The 17,192-nt window shown below is 45.7% G+C and carries 12 protein-coding genes; 6 read left to right on the forward strand and 6 right to left on the reverse strand.

Features of this window, described 5'->3' with window-relative positions; all coding sequences use genetic code 11:
- Positions 1 to 110: 110 nt before the first annotated feature.
- Positions 111 to 3,512 (reverse strand): isoleucine--tRNA ligase, encoded by a 3,402-nt coding sequence (ileS, locus tag QE390_RS07210; protein WP_307141631.1) that lies wholly within the window; start codon positions 3,510 to 3,512, stop codon positions 111 to 113.
- Between the two features lie 462 nt (positions 3,513 to 3,974).
- On the opposite strand from ileS, the gene QE390_RS07215 reads away from it, so the two are divergent.
- A complete protein-coding gene (locus QE390_RS07215; protein WP_307141632.1) occupies positions 3,975 to 4,742 on the forward strand; it encodes an acyltransferase in 768 nt (255 codons plus the stop codon).
- A gap of 439 nt (positions 4,743 to 5,181) precedes the next feature.
- Here QE390_RS07215 and QE390_RS07220 read toward each other — a convergent pair whose 3' ends face one another.
- The 3 genes from QE390_RS07220 to recG all read right to left on the reverse strand — a co-directional run bounded on the left by QE390_RS07220 (position 5,182) and on the right by recG (position 7,877).
- Entirely contained in the window at positions 5,182 to 5,511 is a 330-nt protein-coding gene (locus tag QE390_RS07220; protein ID WP_307141633.1) for a type II toxin-antitoxin system RelE/ParE family toxin, read from the reverse strand.
- Positions 5,501 to 5,701 (reverse strand): hypothetical protein, encoded by a 201-nt coding sequence (locus QE390_RS07225; protein ID WP_307141634.1) that lies wholly within the window; start codon positions 5,699 to 5,701, stop codon positions 5,501 to 5,503. The genes QE390_RS07220 and QE390_RS07225 overlap by 11 nt, the downstream gene beginning before the upstream one ends.
- A gap of 73 nt (positions 5,702 to 5,774) precedes the next feature.
- Positions 5,775 to 7,877: an ATP-dependent DNA helicase RecG gene (gene recG / locus QE390_RS07230; RefSeq protein WP_307141635.1), complete on the reverse strand. Its 2,103-nt coding sequence runs from the start codon at positions 7,875 to 7,877 to the stop codon at positions 5,775 to 5,777.
- A 275-nt stretch (positions 7,878 to 8,152) separates the two neighbouring features.
- Here recG and QE390_RS07235 point away from each other — a divergent pair, with 275 nt between their 5' ends.
- Entirely contained in the window at positions 8,153 to 10,534 is a 2,382-nt protein-coding gene (locus tag QE390_RS07235; RefSeq protein WP_307141636.1) for a gliding motility-associated C-terminal domain-containing protein, read from the forward strand.
- A 10-nt stretch (positions 10,535 to 10,544) separates the two neighbouring features.
- Complete coding sequence (locus QE390_RS07240; protein ID WP_307141637.1) at positions 10,545 to 11,324, forward strand: amidohydrolase; 780 nt, start codon at positions 10,545 to 10,547, stop codon at positions 11,322 to 11,324.
- Between the two features lie 189 nt (positions 11,325 to 11,513).
- Here QE390_RS07240 and gatC read toward each other — a convergent pair whose 3' ends face one another.
- Entirely contained in the window at positions 11,514 to 11,801 is a 288-nt protein-coding gene (gatC, locus tag QE390_RS07245; protein ID WP_307141638.1) for an Asp-tRNA(Asn)/Glu-tRNA(Gln) amidotransferase subunit GatC, read from the reverse strand.
- 70 nt (positions 11,802 to 11,871) lie between these two features.
- Positions 11,872 to 12,657, reverse strand: coding sequence for a 1-acyl-sn-glycerol-3-phosphate acyltransferase (locus tag QE390_RS07250; RefSeq protein WP_307141639.1), 786 nt, complete (start codon positions 12,655 to 12,657; stop codon positions 11,872 to 11,874).
- A gap of 441 nt (positions 12,658 to 13,098) precedes the next feature.
- Between QE390_RS07250 and QE390_RS07255 the strand changes: the two genes are divergently transcribed.
- From QE390_RS07255 to QE390_RS07265, 3 genes are all read left to right on the forward strand, one after another.
- Positions 13,099 to 15,732, forward strand: a complete 2,634-nt coding sequence (locus tag QE390_RS07255) for a valine--tRNA ligase (RefSeq protein ID WP_307141640.1) — start codon at positions 13,099 to 13,101, stop codon at positions 15,730 to 15,732.
- A 164-nt stretch (positions 15,733 to 15,896) separates the two neighbouring features.
- Complete coding sequence (locus QE390_RS07260) at positions 15,897 to 16,520, forward strand: hypothetical protein (RefSeq protein ID WP_307141641.1); 624 nt, start codon at positions 15,897 to 15,899, stop codon at positions 16,518 to 16,520.
- A complete protein-coding gene (locus QE390_RS07265) occupies positions 16,486 to 17,190 on the forward strand; it encodes a YjjG family noncanonical pyrimidine nucleotidase (protein WP_307141642.1) in 705 nt (234 codons plus the stop codon). Before QE390_RS07260 ends, QE390_RS07265 begins: the two co-directional genes overlap by 35 nt.
- Positions 17,191 to 17,192 lie beyond the last annotated feature (2 nt).

Below are 17,192 nucleotides of genomic sequence, written 5' to 3' on the forward strand. Positions count from 1 at the left end.
AACTTTACTTAATGGAAAAATATTTTGTCAACTATTTTTTGCTATAAACAAAAACGCTGGCAAGACTATAGCCTTGCCAGCGTTTTCATAACTATTGATTACTGAATCAATTAGCTTACCACTTCCACCTTCACATTCAATTCTACCTCGTCCAGATCAACTGTGACGGCATCTGTTAGGGTTTCAAGTACATTTAGACTCAGAGCCTGTACTTCCGTACAGATGTATTCACGATTGGCTTCCAGGGCTGCTTTTACCAGTTCTTCCGTCGTTGAAACGGAGATGGATATTTTGTCAGCTACTTCGAAACCGCTGTCTTTCCGCAGGTTCTGAATCCGGTTGACAAACTCGCGAGCGATACCTTCGTGGCGTAATTCTTCCGAGATACTTACGTCCAGAGCCACCGTCAAACCATTTTCCTGAGCCGTCAGGAAGCCGGGTAAATCTTCGGTCAGAATTTCTACATCAGCAACCGTGATTTCATGAGCTCCGCCTACCGTCAGCGTTCCAGCTTTTTCGAGTTCGGCAATATCAGCCGTACTCATGGCCTGAATCCCAGCGGCTACTTCTTTCATTTTCGGTCCAAATTTGGGTCCGAGAGCTTTGAAGTTAGGCTTCACTTTTTTGTTCAGTACGCCTGAAGCATCGTCCAGCAGTTCTACTGCCTTCACGTTTACCTCGGCCTTAATCAGCTCTTCTACCCGGGCCAGACGCTGTTTGGTGTACTCGTTAAGTACAGGTACCAGCACCCGCGAAAGCGGCTGACGTACTTTGATTTTATTAACCTTCCGAATCGAGTGAACCAGCGAAGATACCCGCTGAGCCAGCTCCATGGAAGCTTCCAGTTCTGGATCGATGTAGTTATGATTTGACGCCTGTAAGTCCGTCAAGTGAACAGAAGCCACTACCGAATCGCGATTACCAATCGTTAGATTCCGATATAACCAGTCGGAATAGAACGGAGCAATCGGCGACATTAACTGAGCTACTTTCAGCAGACACTCCTGCAACGTTTCGAAGGCAGCTCGTTTATCAGCCGTTAATTCACCTTTCCAGAAACGTCGGCGTGACAGACGAACGTACCAGTTAGACAAGTGATCAGACACAAAATCCTGAATTGCCCTTCCAGCTTTGGTAGGTTCGTAATCAGCGTAAAAACCATCCACATCCTTAATAAGCGAGTTGAGTTTCGAAAGAATCCAGCGATCCATTTCGCTTAACTGCTCGTAAGGCACGCGGTTGGCCTCATCCGCCGTATATCCATCCAGATTCGCGTACAGAGCGAAGAAATTATAGGTATTGGTCAGCGTGCCGAAAAACTTATTACGCACTTCAGTTACGCCACCTTCCAGATTAAACCGCAGGTTATCCCAGGGGTTTGAGTTGGTAATCATGTACCAACGAATCGGATCGGTACCGTATTTGCCTAAAGCTTCAAAGGGATTGATTACGTTACCCTTCCGCTTGGACATTTTCTCGCCGTCTTTGTCCAGTACCAAACCCGTCGAAACAACGTTCTTGAAGGCGACTGAATTATTCAGCATCCCCGAGATTGCGTGCAGAGTAAAGAACCAGCCCCGCGTCTGATCAACTCCTTCGGAGATGAAATCAGCAGGATAGCTCTTTTCAAAAATATCCTGATTTTCAAAGGGATAATGCCACTGAGCATAAGGCATCGCTCCCGAATCAAACCACACATCAATCAGATCGGACTCCCGCTTCATTACTTTACCAGACGCCGAAACGAAGTAGATATCATCGACATAAGGACGGTGTAAATCAAAATCTCCTGTACCCACTTTCGCCAGATAACTTTCGTTGGATGCTTTCTGCTCGGCGGTTAAGGCTGGACTTGCTAATGCGTTCGTTAAAGCCGCTTTCAGCTCTTCAATGGAACCGATGCAAACTTCTTCACCGTCTTCACTACGCCAGATCGGCAGGGGCGTTCCCCAGTAACGACTACGACTTAAGTTCCAGTCCACCAGATTTTCCAGCCAGTTCCCAAAACGACCCGTTCCCGTGCTCTCGGGTTTCCAGTTAATCGTTTTGTTCAAAGCAACGAGTTCGTCTTTTTTAGCCGTTGTTCTGATAAACCAACTATCCAGCGGATAATATAATACGGGTTTATCCGTCCGCCAGCAATGGGGATAGGTGTGGTCAAACTTCTGAACGTTGAAGGCTTTGTTCTCCGTTTTCAGTAAGATCCCGATGCGTTCATCCACTGAAAGGTATTTATCCCGACCCTGCTTTTCACGTTCAGTCTCCTTTTCAGCATCCGATAAGTATTGTTCTTTGACAAACTCTTCGGCGAAGTCCGTTACCTCTTTGACAAAACGACCGCGTTTATCTACCAGAGGAACATCCTTACCCGTTTCGTCCTTTACCATGATCGCCGGGATGCCATTCTGCTGGGCTACCCGGAAATCGTCCGCCCCGAAAGTAGGAGCGGTGTGAACGACACCCGTACCGTCTTCTGTCGTTACGAAATCACCTAAAATTACCCGGAATGCCGGAGTTTCAGGCTGTACGTAAGGCATTAACTGTTCGTATTCAATACCTTCGAGGTGTTCCCCTTTCAGATCCATCAGCACTTTCCAGGGAATTACTTTATCCCCAGCCTGATAAGCGAATAGATCACCCTCTTTTCCTTTTTCAGGAAAATAAGCAGCTACCCGGTCTTTTGCACAAACCACGTTAACTGGCAGGTGCGTATAAGGATTATAAGTCTGAATGAGCTGATAAGTGATGTTCTTCCCAACGGTCAGAGCCGAGTTAGAAGGTAATGTCCAGGGTGTAGTGGTCCAGGCCAGAATATAGATTTCATCACTGTCGGCAGCATCGAATAAATAACCCGATTTACCCGTCAGTTTTACTTTAAACTGAGCCACGATGGAAACATCTTTTACTTCCTTATACGTACCAGGCTGGTTCAGCTCGTGCGAGCTCAGTCCCGTACCCGCCGCAGGCGAGTAAGGCTGGATGGTATATCCTTTGTAAAGTAAACCCTGTTCGTGCAAACGCTTGAGCAGATGCCAGACGCTTTCAATGTATTCGTTGTGGTAAGTCACGTAGGGACTGTCCAGATCAACCCAATAACCCATTTTTTCGGTCAGGTCATTCCATTGATCGGTATACCGCATGACGGTTTCCCGGCATTTACGGTTGTATTCCTCTACGCTGATTTTCTTACCAATATCTTCTTTCGTAATACCCAGCTCTTTTTCTACCTGTAATTCAATGGGTAGCCCGTGCGTATCCCAGCCACCTTTGCGTTTTACCTGACGCCCTTTCAGCGTTTGGTAACGGCAGAAAATATCTTTAATGGACCGAGCCATTACGTGGTGGATACCCGGCGTACCATTAGCCGACGGTGGTCCTTCGTAAAACGTAAAGCTGGGTTTACCTTCCCGCAGTTCAATGGATTGCTCGAAAATCCGGTTCTCTTTCCAGAACTGCCGGATTTCATCGGCAACGGCGGCATAATCGAGGTTTTTGTATTCGGGGAAATTCATGATGCTATGGTATGGAAACAAAAGACTAGAATCTATAATATCAACAATGACGCCGATGTACTTCGTTCCACGCTTCAGTGGAAGACGATAGATTTACAAAAATAGGACTTTCGGGCGAGAAAAGATAGCAGTAAGCTTCCACGGCCCAGTGGTTTCCGTCTTCCTCTGCCTCTGTGATTTTACTTTTCTGTTAATGAAGCAGCTTTACATCGGATGTTTTCCGAAAGCTTGTTACTTCTGGTTTTCAACGGTATGTATACCTGGTGTTATTCGGGTGAGGCGAGCTTTACAAATCCGCTTCGCCAGTAGTGGTAATAGAAGTAATGGGCAAGCAGGGTTCAAACGTGGTTTAGTAAGGTACGCTAGGACATACCATTTTCTATTAAGATTCCTGGATACCTTTGCCAACCATCGAGGTAACAACCCCACACTAGTGGCCTTATTGTCGAGACAGCGTAGTTTATGCAAATACGAAAGATCATTCCAGAAAACTTAGTTCTGCTGGACAGCTTACGCGGGCTGACTGCTCTTTACGTACTAATTGCTCATGCTCTGTTATTGCTGACGGCGGGAGATGCAGACGGCTTTATGAGTATGCTTTCATCGATTTTTCAGTATGCCCACCAGGCCGTTTTATTTTTTTTTATCTTATCCGGCTTTGTTATTCACTGGAGTACGGACAAGCGGTTTTGTCGGGAAAAAACGTTTGATCTGAAAGCCTATTTATTGCGAAGAATCCGGCGGATCTACCCTCCTTTACTAGCGGCACTGGCCTTTACCTTTTTGCTGGACCAGCTGGGGCTATTTTTAAAATTCCCGATTTACCACTCTCAAACCGCTTACGCTTCCATCAACGCTCTCATCCAGACCGACCATCGCTTACAGACCCTCCTTGGTAATCTGCTTTTTGTACAGAATGTGTACACGCCTACCTGGGGCACCAATGGTCCGTTGTGGTCGCTCACTTACGAGTGGTGGTTCTATATATTGTACATTCCTGTATACGGGCTTTTCCGAAAAAATAAGTCTTTCACTTCTGCATTTATTCTGGTACTTTGGATACTCAATCGAGAGTTTCCTTTTAAGCCTGCTCTCTTTACTATCGTTTTTGATTACTTTATTATCTGGTATTTGGGAGTCCTGCTGGCAGATTATTTGCGTTCGAAAGACTTTAAAGACTCCCTTTGTTGTCTCCTACGTAATCATCCTTTTCACTTTGTCCCTGACTAGGTATTCTGGCAGTGTTGGAAGCGACTTGCTGGTTTCCCTTGGGATAATCCTTTTTCTATACCTCGTGCTTTGTAGTAATGCTTTTGTTGGTTTGGGGAAGGCTCGAAAGCTAGGCGATTTTTCTTATACCCTTTATCTGATTCACGTACCTATTCTCTGTTTTCTATCGGCCGTAGTCATGCATGCACGTCAGGGCTATCTTCCGGCAAATGGACTTTACGTAGCAGCAGGTATTTTGTTTTGTTTAAGCATGGCCTGGCTCTTTCACTTTATTACTGAAAAGCCTTTTACGGCACGAAAGTTTCCCGCTTGATTTTGAGTAGAGGGCGTCTCAGATGCAGGAGAATAACCTCTGAGACTATTTTCGGGGACGGAGAACAGATTCACCGACTGTATAGCCTGCTTTCCAATTTCGACCTAAAAATAAAAAGGACTCATTCTACTCTTTTATATCTAGTAAAAGCTGTTTTAAATAGGTGTCTGTCACTGTTTCCTTATCTGATTTATCATAAATAGAAAGAAGATATACCGATTCTTCCGTAATTTTTACGAAAGTAATTACACGTCCTCCACCACTTTTCCCTTTGCCTTTACTTTTAATAGCTAACCTTATCTTGTAGCAATTCTTAAAGACTTCACTACCCTGAATTGGATTATCCTGTAATGATTTTCCAAGCTCAAAAATATCTAACTTAATTGAAGGGTATTTTTTCAACAGCCTCTTAAACTCTTTCTCAAAAGTAGGCGTTAGGATAATCTTATAACTCATTCAAGAAATCGCTTAATGTTTTCGCAGGTAGTTTTCCTTCCTCTATGATTTGCATTTCTCTATAACCAGCCTTAATGCCTTCTGCAATAGCAAAGGCTTCAAGTTTTTTTTCTACCTCCTGCCAATCCTTTAAAGGAAGTTGCACAGCCGTTACCTTGCCCTTTGCATTGGATACATATTGTACGTTCATAAACTATTTTGTTTTACAGACCATCATAACAATGAATACACTACTGAGTTCAATTACAAAGGTACTATACAGCTTAACTAATTCTCGCCCAGTTACTTTCATTCTCCCGTAAATGATTGAGTTGCTCACGGATGGCCTGGTTTTTCGGTAATACCAGTTCGGCATCTTCGTTTAGGATTTCCTGAGCCGATTCCCGGGCGGCTTTCAGGATTTCGCCGTCTTTTGATAAATCGGCCAGTAATAAATCTACTACACCGCTTTGCTGGGTTCCGGCCATATCGCCAGGACCACGAAGACGCAAATCCGTATCTGCAATGACGAAGCCGTCGTTGGTTTCGGTCATTACTTTCATTCGCGTACGGGTTTCGGTGCTGAGCTTAAGGCCCGTCATCAAAATACAGTAACTCTGATCAGCCCCCCGACCAACCCGGCCCCGAAGCTGGTGCAACTGCGAAAGGCCAAAGCGTTCGGCACTTTCAATAATCATCACTGAGGCATTAGGTACGTTAACCCCTACTTCGATTACGGTCGTGGCAACCATAATCATTGTTTCCCGACTCACGAATCGCTGCATTTCAAAATCCTTGTCCTTCGCGGGCATTTTGCCATGCACGATACTAATCTGATATTCCGGAAAAGCCCGACTGACGCTTTCAAAACCATCCATCAAATCCTTGAAATCCAGCTTTTCGGATTCTTCAATTAATGGATAAACGATATATACCTGCCGACCTTTCTGTAACTCATTTCTTACAAAACCAAACACTTCCAGCCGATGCTGATCGGATTTCCAGCGGGTAACTATTGGCTTTCTTCCGGGAGGTAACTCATCAATTTGCGAAAGATCCAGATCACCGTACAAAGTCATCGCCAACGTCCGGGGAATAGGTGTGGCCGTCATCACCAGAATGTGCGGATATACGACTTCATTTTTCTGCCAGAGTTTGGCCCGCTGAGCTACGCCGAACCGATGCTGTTCGTCAATCACCACTAAACCCAGGTTCTTAAACTGAACGATGTCTTCGAGCAAAGCGTGCGTTCCTACTACAATCTGAATCGAGCCGTCCAGCAAACCCTCGTGTAAGACTCTCCGTTCTTTCTTGGGCGTTGATCCGGTTAATTTACCCATTCCCAGACCCATTGCCTCAGCAAAGGGTAATAAACCCTTAAAATGCTGATCGGCCAGGATTTCCGTAGGAGCCATTAAGCAGGCCTGAGCTCCGTTCTCGATGGCCAGTAACATACAGATGAAAGCAACAATCGTTTTTCCTGACCCTACATCTCCCTGCAACAGACGGTTCATTTGCTTTCCCGAACGCATATCTTCGAAAATCTCCCGAATTACCCGTTTTTGAGCTCCGGTCAGGTCAAAAGGTAAATGAGCATCATAAAACTCCCGAATAAGCTGCGTTCCCGAAAAAATCTGTCCGGGATATTCCGTCCGACGAAGAATTTTCTGTTTTATTAACCGTAACTGATTGTAGAATAACTCTTCAAATTTCAGTCGGCGTTTGGCTTGATGGATGTGTTGCTCATTACCCGGCACATGGATTCCCCACAATGCCTGAATTTTCGAAGCCAACCGATATTTCTCAATCAGAAAGGGCGGTAAGGTTTCCCGGATATGGTGTCCGGCCAGTTCCAGAATCTGTCGCTGCCATTTGGCAATGGCTTTAGCATCAACGTAGCGTTTACGAAGCTTTTCTGTAAGGTTATACACGGGCTGCCAATGCCCCCCTTTTTCGTTTTCAGCCGTCAGCACCTCCATTTCAGGATGAACCATCTGGAATTTCCCGTTAAAGCTCGTCGGCTTGCCGTAGATTACGTACTGTCCATCCCGGTGCAGGGATTTTTCCATGAACGAAATGCCCTGAAACCAGGCCAGCTCCATCGTTCCAGAACCATCGCTAAACTGAGCAACTAACCGGGCTTTATGGCCTTCCCCGATTACCTCCCAGGTACGCAGGCGACCTTTGATCTGAGCCCCGGGTAAATCTTCCCTTAACTCCGAAATCCGATAAAAACGAGTGCGGTCTTCGTAGCGAAATGGGTAGTGCTGTAAAAGATCGCCGAAGGTAAAAATATTCAATTCTGTATTCAGCAAAGCTCCTTTTTGCGGACCTACGCCTTTCAGAAATTCAATCTTGGTATCAAAAAAATTGGTTGTTCGCTCCATAAAGTAATCGTCTTCTTCACCTCTCGTATGTGATGCCTGCTACAGCGGATACGTTTCTTTCTACCTTGTACAAAAATACAATTTGGATCGGCTTTTGGATTCAAAATAGCCAGGCTCCATGGATAAATACTTCCCTAAATAGCCCAGGACACATAAAACTTAGATACTTTGTTACGTTAACTTCATTTCATCGCATTTTCCCGAAATTATTCCCTGTTACAAAATGAAGTATACGCTGATACGTTCTTCTGATACGTTGACTTGAATCCGTGCGTATGAAATACTTTTTTACCTTCCTTTTTGCTTGTTTCCTCCTACTCACCACTCGCCAGGGTCGAGCCAATCACATTGTGGGAGGTAATTTTGAAATGGTAGCTACGGGGACTACGCCGGGAAAATACAATTTGTACGTCAATCTGTTTTTTGACGAAATCGGGGGAAGTAATACGGGCAAAGAAGCTTCATTTGTAGTTTCTATTTTTAGAAAAAGCGATAACCAGCGAATGAATGCGTTTAATGGAAATATACGGCTTTATCAGGAATCCATTACGCCTCTTCAGTATTCCAACCCCAGTTGTGCCGAAGCCCGTGGCTTGAAAACCTCCATTGTTCGGTATGCAGCATCCATTGATTTAGCACCGGCTGATTATGGCGACCCTCAGGGCTATTATATTGCTCTGGAACGCTGCTGCCGCAATACGGCTACTGACAACATTACGGCTCCGGGTCGATCCGGGATGGTTTTTTATATGGAGTTTCCGGCCTTGATTCGAAACGGGCAGCCGTTCCTTAATTCTTCACCCGTTTTCAGAAGCCCTAATGGCGAATACATTTGTGTAAACAAACCTTTCAGCGTCAATTTTGGAGCAACAGATGCCGATGGGGATGAACTTCGTTATTCGCTAATTACGCCTGCTATGGGGTATTCTACGGCATTAAACCCTAATCCTTCACTTCCCCGAGCAAGCCCCTATCCTCCTATTCAATGGGCGGATGGCTTTAATGAAAATCTAGCCATTCCAGGCAATCCGGCTTTACGTGTGGATCCTGCTACAGGCGTTTTAAGTGTCACCGCCAGCCAACGGGGACTTTTCGCCTTTACAGTACAGGTGGATGAATACCGTAACGGACAAAAAATTGGCTCCGTTTTGCGGGATTTTCAGTTATTGGTCGTGGATTGCCCTGATAACACCCTGCCCGATCCGGTAATTACGCTCAGGGATAATCCCAATAACCCTGTTCGAGAACTGCAAGTCTGTGAAGACGGCTTTCTTGAATTAGCCGTACAGCCAGTAGCAGATGCTTCTTATCAGTGGCAGAAAGAGGGCATCAACATTCCCGGAGCTACTACTAACATTTATCAGGCTAATTCACCGGGAGTGTATCAAGTAGTTATTAGCTCTACCACGGTTTGTTCCGCTTCTAAAACCTCCGAACCCGTAACCCTGATTCTAAAAACCGGAGCCGGACCAGACATTTTGGCTAATGTGCCCCTGCCTGCCTGTGAGTCCCAGCAAATCGTGCTATCCACCGCAACGGGTAATTATAGCTATGCCTGGTCAAAAGACGGGCAAACGCTTTCACAGACCAATTCTTCTCTGTCGGTAACGCAATCTGGTTTATATTCCGTTCGTATCCAGAATCTGGATGATTTTTGTACCTATACACCATCGAAACAGGTTGAAATCTATCCTACACCCCAAGCTGAATTTAGTTCGTTACCCAGCTCCAGTCAATTTTGTGCCTCTGATTCTGTAGCTCTTGTGGCAGCTACGGGTACAGGTTACACGTATCAGTGGTTCTTAAATGGTCAGCCCATTAGTGGGGCGACTCAAAATCGTCAAATCGTGAAAGCTTCCGGGCTTTATACGTTCGAAGTTAAAGTGGGTTCCTGCTCAGCTACGTCTACAGCCTTTGATGTTCATCTGAACCCGGAAGCTACGGCAAGTTTGCAACCCATTCCTTCGATATGCCAGAGTAATATGACTCGTCTTACACTGGTAGGAACGCCCGCAGGAGGTATTTTTTCTGGTCCCGGCGTAGTGGGTAACGAATTTGATCCCTCACAAGCAGGCATAGGTTCTTTCCCCATCACTTATACAATTACGAACGCCTATGGATGCAAGGCTATGGCCCAGCAAACTGCCGTTGTTTCTCCTGCTCCACGCTTGATGTTGCCAGAAGAGGTAGGCTTTATTCGGGGAGGATCCATTGTTCTTCAACCCCAATGTGATGACAATCTGTCTTTTGCATGGACGCCGCCCACAGGTTTAAGTTCCAACACTATTAAAAATCCAACAGCTTCGCCCACGCAGAGTACTCGTTATACCCTAAAAGTTACAACCAATACGGGTTGCGAAGTGCAGGATGATATTCTGGTAACGGTGTGGGAACCCATTACTATTCCCAATGGTATTACCCCAAACGGCGATGGCAAGAATGATACCTGGGAAATGCCGGGCATTGAATATTACCCCAATGCCGAAGTACAGATTTTTAATCGCTGGGGTACGGAGTTGTTTTTTTCCAAAGGCTACCGCACTACTTTTGACGGAACCTACCAGGGAAAAAAATTGCCTGTTGCTACTTATTATTACGTCATTAAGCCGAACAATGGTCGCCCAACGATCAGCGGCTCACTAACGATTGTGTATTAATTTCTGTTTTATGACTGCTCCTCTTACCGTTACGCTCGTTCAGGCGGATTTGCATTGGGAAAACCCCACGGCCAATCGGGCGATGTTTGAAGAAATGCTTTCTGAACTAACCGAACCTACGGACTTGATTGTTTTGCCCGAAATGTTCACCACGGGTTTCACCATGAATCCGGCCCCAGTGGCGGAGGTCATGAACCTGACGACAACTCGCTGGATGAAGCAAATAGCTGCTCAGTATCAGGCGGTGGTAACGGGAAGTTTTATAGTGCAGGAAAATGGGAAGTATTATAACCGTCTGGTCTGGATGCAGCCCGATGGAACGTATGATTATTACGACAAGCGGCACTTGTTCCGTATGGGTAATGAGCACGAAGTCTACACAGCAGGTAATCGACGGATTATTAAGAACTGGAAAGGCTGGAATATCTGCCCGCTGATTTGTTATGATCTGCGATTTCCGGTATGGAGTCGAAATGTGGATAACCAGTATGACGTATTGATTTATACCGCCAATTGGCCCGCCGTTCGGGAATCCGTGTGGAAAAGTCTGTTAACGGCCCGAGCCATTGAAAATCAGTGCTATGTAGTCGGAGTTAACCGCATTGGTGAAGATGGTAACGGTTTGGCTCACTCGGGAGCATCTGGATTAATTAACTCCCGTGGGGAGTGGATAAGTTATCCACAATCCAATGCACTTATCCACACTCACACGATCAACTACGAGGAGTTATCCACATTTCGGGAAAAGTTTCCGGTATCGCTGGATGGTGATAAGTTCCAGATTTTTTGAATGTAAAGACGCGACTTCATCGCGTCTGACCGGGAAATGAAAATCATTTAATATTATACCATCCGCCATGGTTGGTGTCCTCACCAACCATTATGCTTAGTAATGGCTGGTGAAGACACCAGCCATGGCAGGAGTAACCAAACTGCCTCTACCCAGACGCGATGAAGTCGCGTCTCTACAATTGTTCGGTTATTCCAATACTTTTGGTACCCGAAAGTAGTTTTCATCCCGCTTGGGAGCATTCCATAAGCCTTGCTCATGCGTAATGGTTTGCAGAGCTTTATCTTCCCGTAAAGCATTCACTTCCAGTGTCATGTGCGTTAAGGGTTCTACGTTGGAAGTATCTAGCTCATTTAATTGTTCCATCCAGGTTAATACACTGCTTAGGGTATTAGTCAGCTTTTCTTCCTCCTCAGGAATGATGCTTAAACGGGCCAGCTTGGCAATTTTATGAAGGGTATCTTTTTCGACCTGCATGCTAGTGTTTGGGGTTTGGGGTTTAGAGTTTTCAATGTCTTTGCAATAGTCCGTGGTGGCAAAAAATACGCTAAATCACCGTCAGTCGTTTGAATTCATTTTGGTGGGCCTTTGGATTAGCGGTGTATTCGTCCAAGGTTTTTTGGATGATATCAAATACCTGCTGCCGTAAGTTTTCCACATCTGCCTCTGTCATCCCTTTCGTTTCGATGGGTTTATGAATCACCGCTTTCACCGACCCGGGGTACAGACGCATGTTTTTCTTATCGGGTAATAACTGATAGTTGTTCAGTAACGAAATCGGAATCAAAGGTACCTGCTCCCGAATCGCCATGCGAAAGGCTCCGTCTTTAAAGGAAGGATGCATTTGCGGCGGATTACTCGTACGGATACCCCCTTCGGGGTAAATCACCATGCTTCTCCCCGACTCCAGTGCCCGATACGATCGCTGTAAAGATTTCGAACGACTTTTGGGATCATTGCGGTCTACCTGAATGTGGAGTTTCGAAAACATATAGCCAAACAAAGGAGCTTTCTTCAAGACATCTTTGCCCAGAAAAGCGAAATACGTATCCACAATCAACATCATAGAGGCTACATCCAGGTATGAAAAGTGATTCGCCGCAAAAACATACGCCTGATTGGGATCGGGTTTCTCCGCTTCATAACGCACCCGAATAGGCATTCCGACCAGCGGAAAAAATAAATGAGCCCATACCCGATTACACCGGTGAGCCATGGGTTTCCAGGCTTCTTTTTGTAGAAAGATAAACTGAAACGGAAATATCAACAGGAACGTAAATACAAACCAGAAGGCCGCCCAAATGGAATAAACATTCACGAAAAAACGACTCATGTGGCGTTGAAACTAGGTAAATGAATGGTTAGGTGCTCTCATGACTGGGGTTCAGCCATGGGCTAGTTCACAAAAATAATGCATCTGCCTTCAAATCACGTTTTTCCGAACTAGGGATTGTATAAAATGTGTTATGATTTCATACAATCCCAAAAGAATGCCTCTGATTGATAGAAGGTAGATTGTCCGCTGCCAGCTTTTCGCTGGCAGCATCACTCTAACCTTTATCCTAAACAGAATCTCATGATAAGTAGCTGCCAACGAAAAAGCTGACAGCGGACACGAGGGTACGATTAGTTATTAGTCAGATTGAATTAATAGGCCGTCAACTACTCGCTGGTAGTGGGTCAAATACGCTAGCTATTACCGCCACGGCTTTCTATTACCTATCTTTGCATTCCAATTTCTGTTTAGGGCGATTTTCCCCGAAAGATGACTACCATGAGCACGATTTCTAAAACGTATTCACCCAACGAGGTTGAAGACAAGTGCTATGCCTACTGGCTCCAGCACAAGCTTTTTGCGTCCAAGCCTAATCCTGAAAAAGAGCCTTATACGGTCGTGATTCCTCCACCAAACGTCACTGGCGTTTTGCACATGGGTCACATGCTTAACAATACCATTCAGGATATTCTGGTCCGCAAAGCTCGCATGGAAGGCAAAGAGGCGGTGTGGGTAGCCGGTACGGATCACGCTTCCATTGCTACGGAAGCGAAAGTCGTTGCCATGCTCAAGGAGCGGGGAATTGCCAAGACGGATCTCAGCCGCGATGAATTTCTTTCCTATGCGTTTGAGTGGAAGGACAAATACGGCGGTATTATTCTCGAGCAATTAAAAAAACTCGGAGCTTCCTGTGATTGGGATCGTACGCGGTTTACCATGGATGAGAAGTATTACGAGTCGGTAATTGACGTTTTCGTTCGTTTGTATAATAAAGGCCTGATTTACCGTGGCGTTCGGATGGTAAACTGGGACCCTCAGGGAAAAACGGCCTTATCGGATGAAGAGGTAATCTTCAAGGAAGTACAATCGAAGTTTGTTCACATTCAGTATCCCGTTGTGGGTGAAGAAGGCACTTCTATTACCATTGCCACCGTTCGTCCCGAGACGATCATGGCTGATGCGGCCATCTGCGTTCACCCTGAGGATGAGCGTTATACGCACCTGCACGGCAAGAAAGTTCGCATTCCTTTGATTGACCGCGAAATTCCGATCATTCTGGATGAATACGTAACGATGGATTTCGGAACGGGAGCTTTAAAAGTAACGCCCGCCCACGATTTAAATGACTACGAACTCGGTCAGAAACACCGTCTGCCCGTCATTGATATTCTTAGTGACGACGGAACGCTCAACGAAAAAGCTCAGCTCTTCGTAGGGATGGATCGTTTTGCGGCCCGCAAAGCCATTATCAAGGAGCTCGAAGAAAAGGGTTACCTGGAGAAAATCGAAGAGTATAAATCCAACGTAGGAACGTCCGAGCGTACGGGAGCCGTTATCGAACCCAAGCTATCCATGCAGTGGTGGTTGAAAATGGACGACATGGCCAAACCAGCCTTGGATTCCGTCATGAACGATGAAGTAGCCCTGATTCCGGCTAAGTTCAAGAATACCTACCGGGTGTGGATGGAGAATATCCGCGACTGGTGTATTTCTCGTCAGCTTTGGTGGGGGCAGCAGATTCCGGCGTTCTACCTACAGGATGGTACCATCATCGTAGCCAAAAATAAACGCGAAGCTCTGCGGAAAGCTCAGCACGAAATGCAGCTTTTTGCTCTTACGGAACAGGATTTAGAGCAAGATCCCGATGTACTGGACACCTGGTTCTCGTCCTGGCTGTGGCCTTTTGGTGTATTTGATGCTTTGTCAGACCCTAATAACGAGGATATTAAATTCTATTATCCCACCAGCGATCTGGTTACGGGTCCCGACATTCTGTTCTTCTGGGTAGCCCGGATGATCATGGCGGGTTATGAGTTCATGGGCGAGCGTCCGTTCAAAAACGTTTACCTGACGGGTATTGTACGCGATGCGAAAGGACGGAAGATGTCCAAATCGCTGGGGAACTCCCCTGATCCGCTGGATTTGATTGCCAAATTCGGTGCTGATGGCGTTCGGACAGGTCTGTTATTCTCAGCTCCGGCGGGTAACGATTTATTATTCGATGAAAAGCTTTGCGAACAGGGCCGGAATTTCTGTAATAAAGTATGGAATGCCTTCCGTCTGATTAAAGGCTGGGAAATTTCTACGGAATCAGCTCCCGCTTCGAATCAACAAGCCTTTGCCTGGTTTGAGTCAAAGTTGAACGCAACGCTGGCCGAAATTCTGGATCATTTTAGCAAATTTCGTATTTCGGACGCTCTGCATGCCGCTTATAAGCTGATCTGGGATGAATTCTGCTCGAACTATCTGGAGATTATCAAGCCTGAGTTCGGTAAGCCCATTGATGCAGAAACTTACGAAACGACCGTTGCTTTCTTCGAAAAACTAATGGCCCTGATGCACCCATTCATGCCGTTTATTACCGAAGAAATCTGGCAAAGTCTGCGGGAACGTGCCGAAGGAGAAAGCCTCTGCCGGGCGGATTACCCCACCGTAGGTACTATTGATCCAGCCATTGTAGCAGATTTTGATACGCTTTTTGAAGTAGTAACCAAAGTCCGGGAAACCCGTAACTCAAAAGGTCTTTCGCCGAAAGAAACCTTACCTCTTGCCGTTCGTACGGAGCATGGGGATCGGTATCAGAAGATTGACCCCATTATTCAGAAATTAGCAAATACCACTCCCATAGAATTCGTAACTGAAGATGTGGCAGGCGTTTCACCATTTCTGATTAAAACTGATAAAATCTTCATCGCTCTAGGGGAGAAAATCGACGTTGAAGCCGAACGCGAACGATTAACCAAGGAAATCGAGTATAACGAAGGTTTTATGAAATCGGTGGATGCCAAGCTTTCCAATGAACGTTTCGTCGCGAATGCAAAACCGGAAATTGTAGAAAAAGAACGTCAGAAAAAAGCAGATGCAGAGTCGAAAATCGTGGCTCTTCGTGAAGCATTGGCAAATCTTTCCTAGTGATTGGTTGATAGTTAGTAGTTCATAGGTTTTGCATCCCGGAAGGTTAACCTTCCGGGATGTTTTATTTTTATCCATACTCCTCCCCAAACCATCAACTCACTTGCCGCGGCATTACTTTTATAGGATAGATTAGTAAGGCTAAAACCGTAGTCCAATCATCAATGATCAAATACCGCTTATACCCCACCCTCATTCAGACATTTTCGCTGTTTCATCACGAAGCACGAAATGCAAATGGAGAGTTATACGTAAGCGAACAGGAGTTACTGGATCGGATTAATCGGGTTCCGCAACCACCCACACCTGCTCAACAGCGAGGGGTTAATTTCGAAACGGCCCTGATTTCTGGTCGTGGTGAAGAACAGTTTCCAACGGAGATTATTCAAACCATGCGGAAGCAGTTACCCATGCGGTATAAAACCCAGTTTTTCGTTCGCACAGCCATTAAAGACGTGGAGTTTTACGGCATGGTAGATGTGGTTGGGGGTGATCGGGCGATTGACATTAAAACCACCGCCCGTTATCAGGCTCCCAAGTTTGCCCACCATTTTCAAAACTTATACCTCTTCGGGCTGAAGAGCTGGAATATTAAGCAACTGGATTATTTGATTACTGATTTCCAGAACGTGTACACCGAAAGTTACCATTACGATTCCTACGATTTTCAGCCTTTACTGGATGAGTTGGAATTATTTACCGAGTTTTTAGAACAACACCGTAAGCAGATTACGGATAAGAAAATATTTAACAATGCCCAGAACGGCTTACAAACATCTCTTTTTTGACCTCGACCATACTCTTTGGGATTTTGAGCGAAATACGAACGAAACGCTGGTAGAATTATTCGAAGCATTTGATCTTCATAAACGGGGTATTCCCACGGCTCAGGCTTTTCAGGAAACGTTCCATAAGGTAAATGCCGAGCTATGGCATTTGCATGACAGTCGCCAGATTTCGCAGGAAGAGCTGCGTTACCGTCGTTTCAGACAGGTAATCAATCAGCTGGGCTGTGAAGAAGATAACAGTTGTGACGAATGGAGTGAATGGTATTTATCCCGTTGCCCCTACAAACCCCATTTATTGCCCGGGGCACTGGAGTTACTTGACTACCTGGCTCCCCGGTATGAAATGCACATCATTACCAATGGTTTTGGTGATGTACAGTACACCAAAATGGACAATAGTGGTTTAACGGGTTATTTCAAAGAAGTGGTAACCAGCAAAACGGCTAATGCTAAGAAACCCGAACCCGCCATGTTTCACTTTGCGATGGAAAAAGCGGGATGCATCGCAGGCGATGCCCTAATGATTGGAGACAACCCCGAAGCCGATGTAGCCGGAGCATTAGGAGTTGGCATGCACGCGGCGTATTTTCGTCCCGAGCAATCGCTCTACCCACCCTGCGAAGCTACCTATCAACTGCGTTCATTACTGGAGTTGAAGCAGTGGTTATAATG

Source organism: Siphonobacter sp. SORGH_AS_1065 (assembly GCF_030818595.1).
GTDB lineage: Bacteria > Bacteroidota > Bacteroidia > Cytophagales > Spirosomataceae > Siphonobacter.

Coding starts and splice junctions, on each gene's coding strand:
- QE390_RS07215 (WP_307141632.1), top strand. CDS start 3,975: ATGCAAATACGAAAGATCATTCCAGAAAACTTAGTTCTGCTGGACAGC.
- ileS (WP_307141631.1), bottom strand. CDS start 3,512: ATGAATTTCCCCGAATACAAAAACCTCGATTATGCCGCCGTTGCCGAT.
- QE390_RS07260 (WP_307141641.1), top strand. CDS start 15,897: ATGATCAAATACCGCTTATACCCCACCCTCATTCAGACATTTTCGCTG.
- QE390_RS07250 (WP_307141639.1), bottom strand. CDS start 12,657: ATGAGTCGTTTTTTCGTGAATGTTTATTCCATTTGGGCGGCCTTCTGG.
- QE390_RS07265 (WP_307141642.1), top strand. CDS start 16,486: ATGCCCAGAACGGCTTACAAACATCTCTTTTTTGACCTCGACCATACT.
- QE390_RS07235 (WP_307141636.1), top strand. CDS start 8,153: ATGAAATACTTTTTTACCTTCCTTTTTGCTTGTTTCCTCCTACTCACC.
- recG (WP_307141635.1), bottom strand. CDS start 7,877: ATGGAGCGAACAACCAATTTTTTTGATACCAAGATTGAATTTCTGAAA.
- QE390_RS07220 (WP_307141633.1), bottom strand. CDS start 5,511: ATGAGTTATAAGATTATCCTAACGCCTACTTTTGAGAAAGAGTTTAAG.
- gatC (WP_307141638.1), bottom strand. CDS start 11,801: ATGCAGGTCGAAAAAGATACCCTTCATAAAATTGCCAAGCTGGCCCGT.
- QE390_RS07240 (WP_307141637.1), top strand. CDS start 10,545: ATGACTGCTCCTCTTACCGTTACGCTCGTTCAGGCGGATTTGCATTGG.
- QE390_RS07225 (WP_307141634.1), bottom strand. CDS start 5,701: ATGAACGTACAATATGTATCCAATGCAAAGGGCAAGGTAACGGCTGTG.
- QE390_RS07255 (WP_307141640.1), top strand. CDS start 13,099: ATGAGCACGATTTCTAAAACGTATTCACCCAACGAGGTTGAAGACAAG.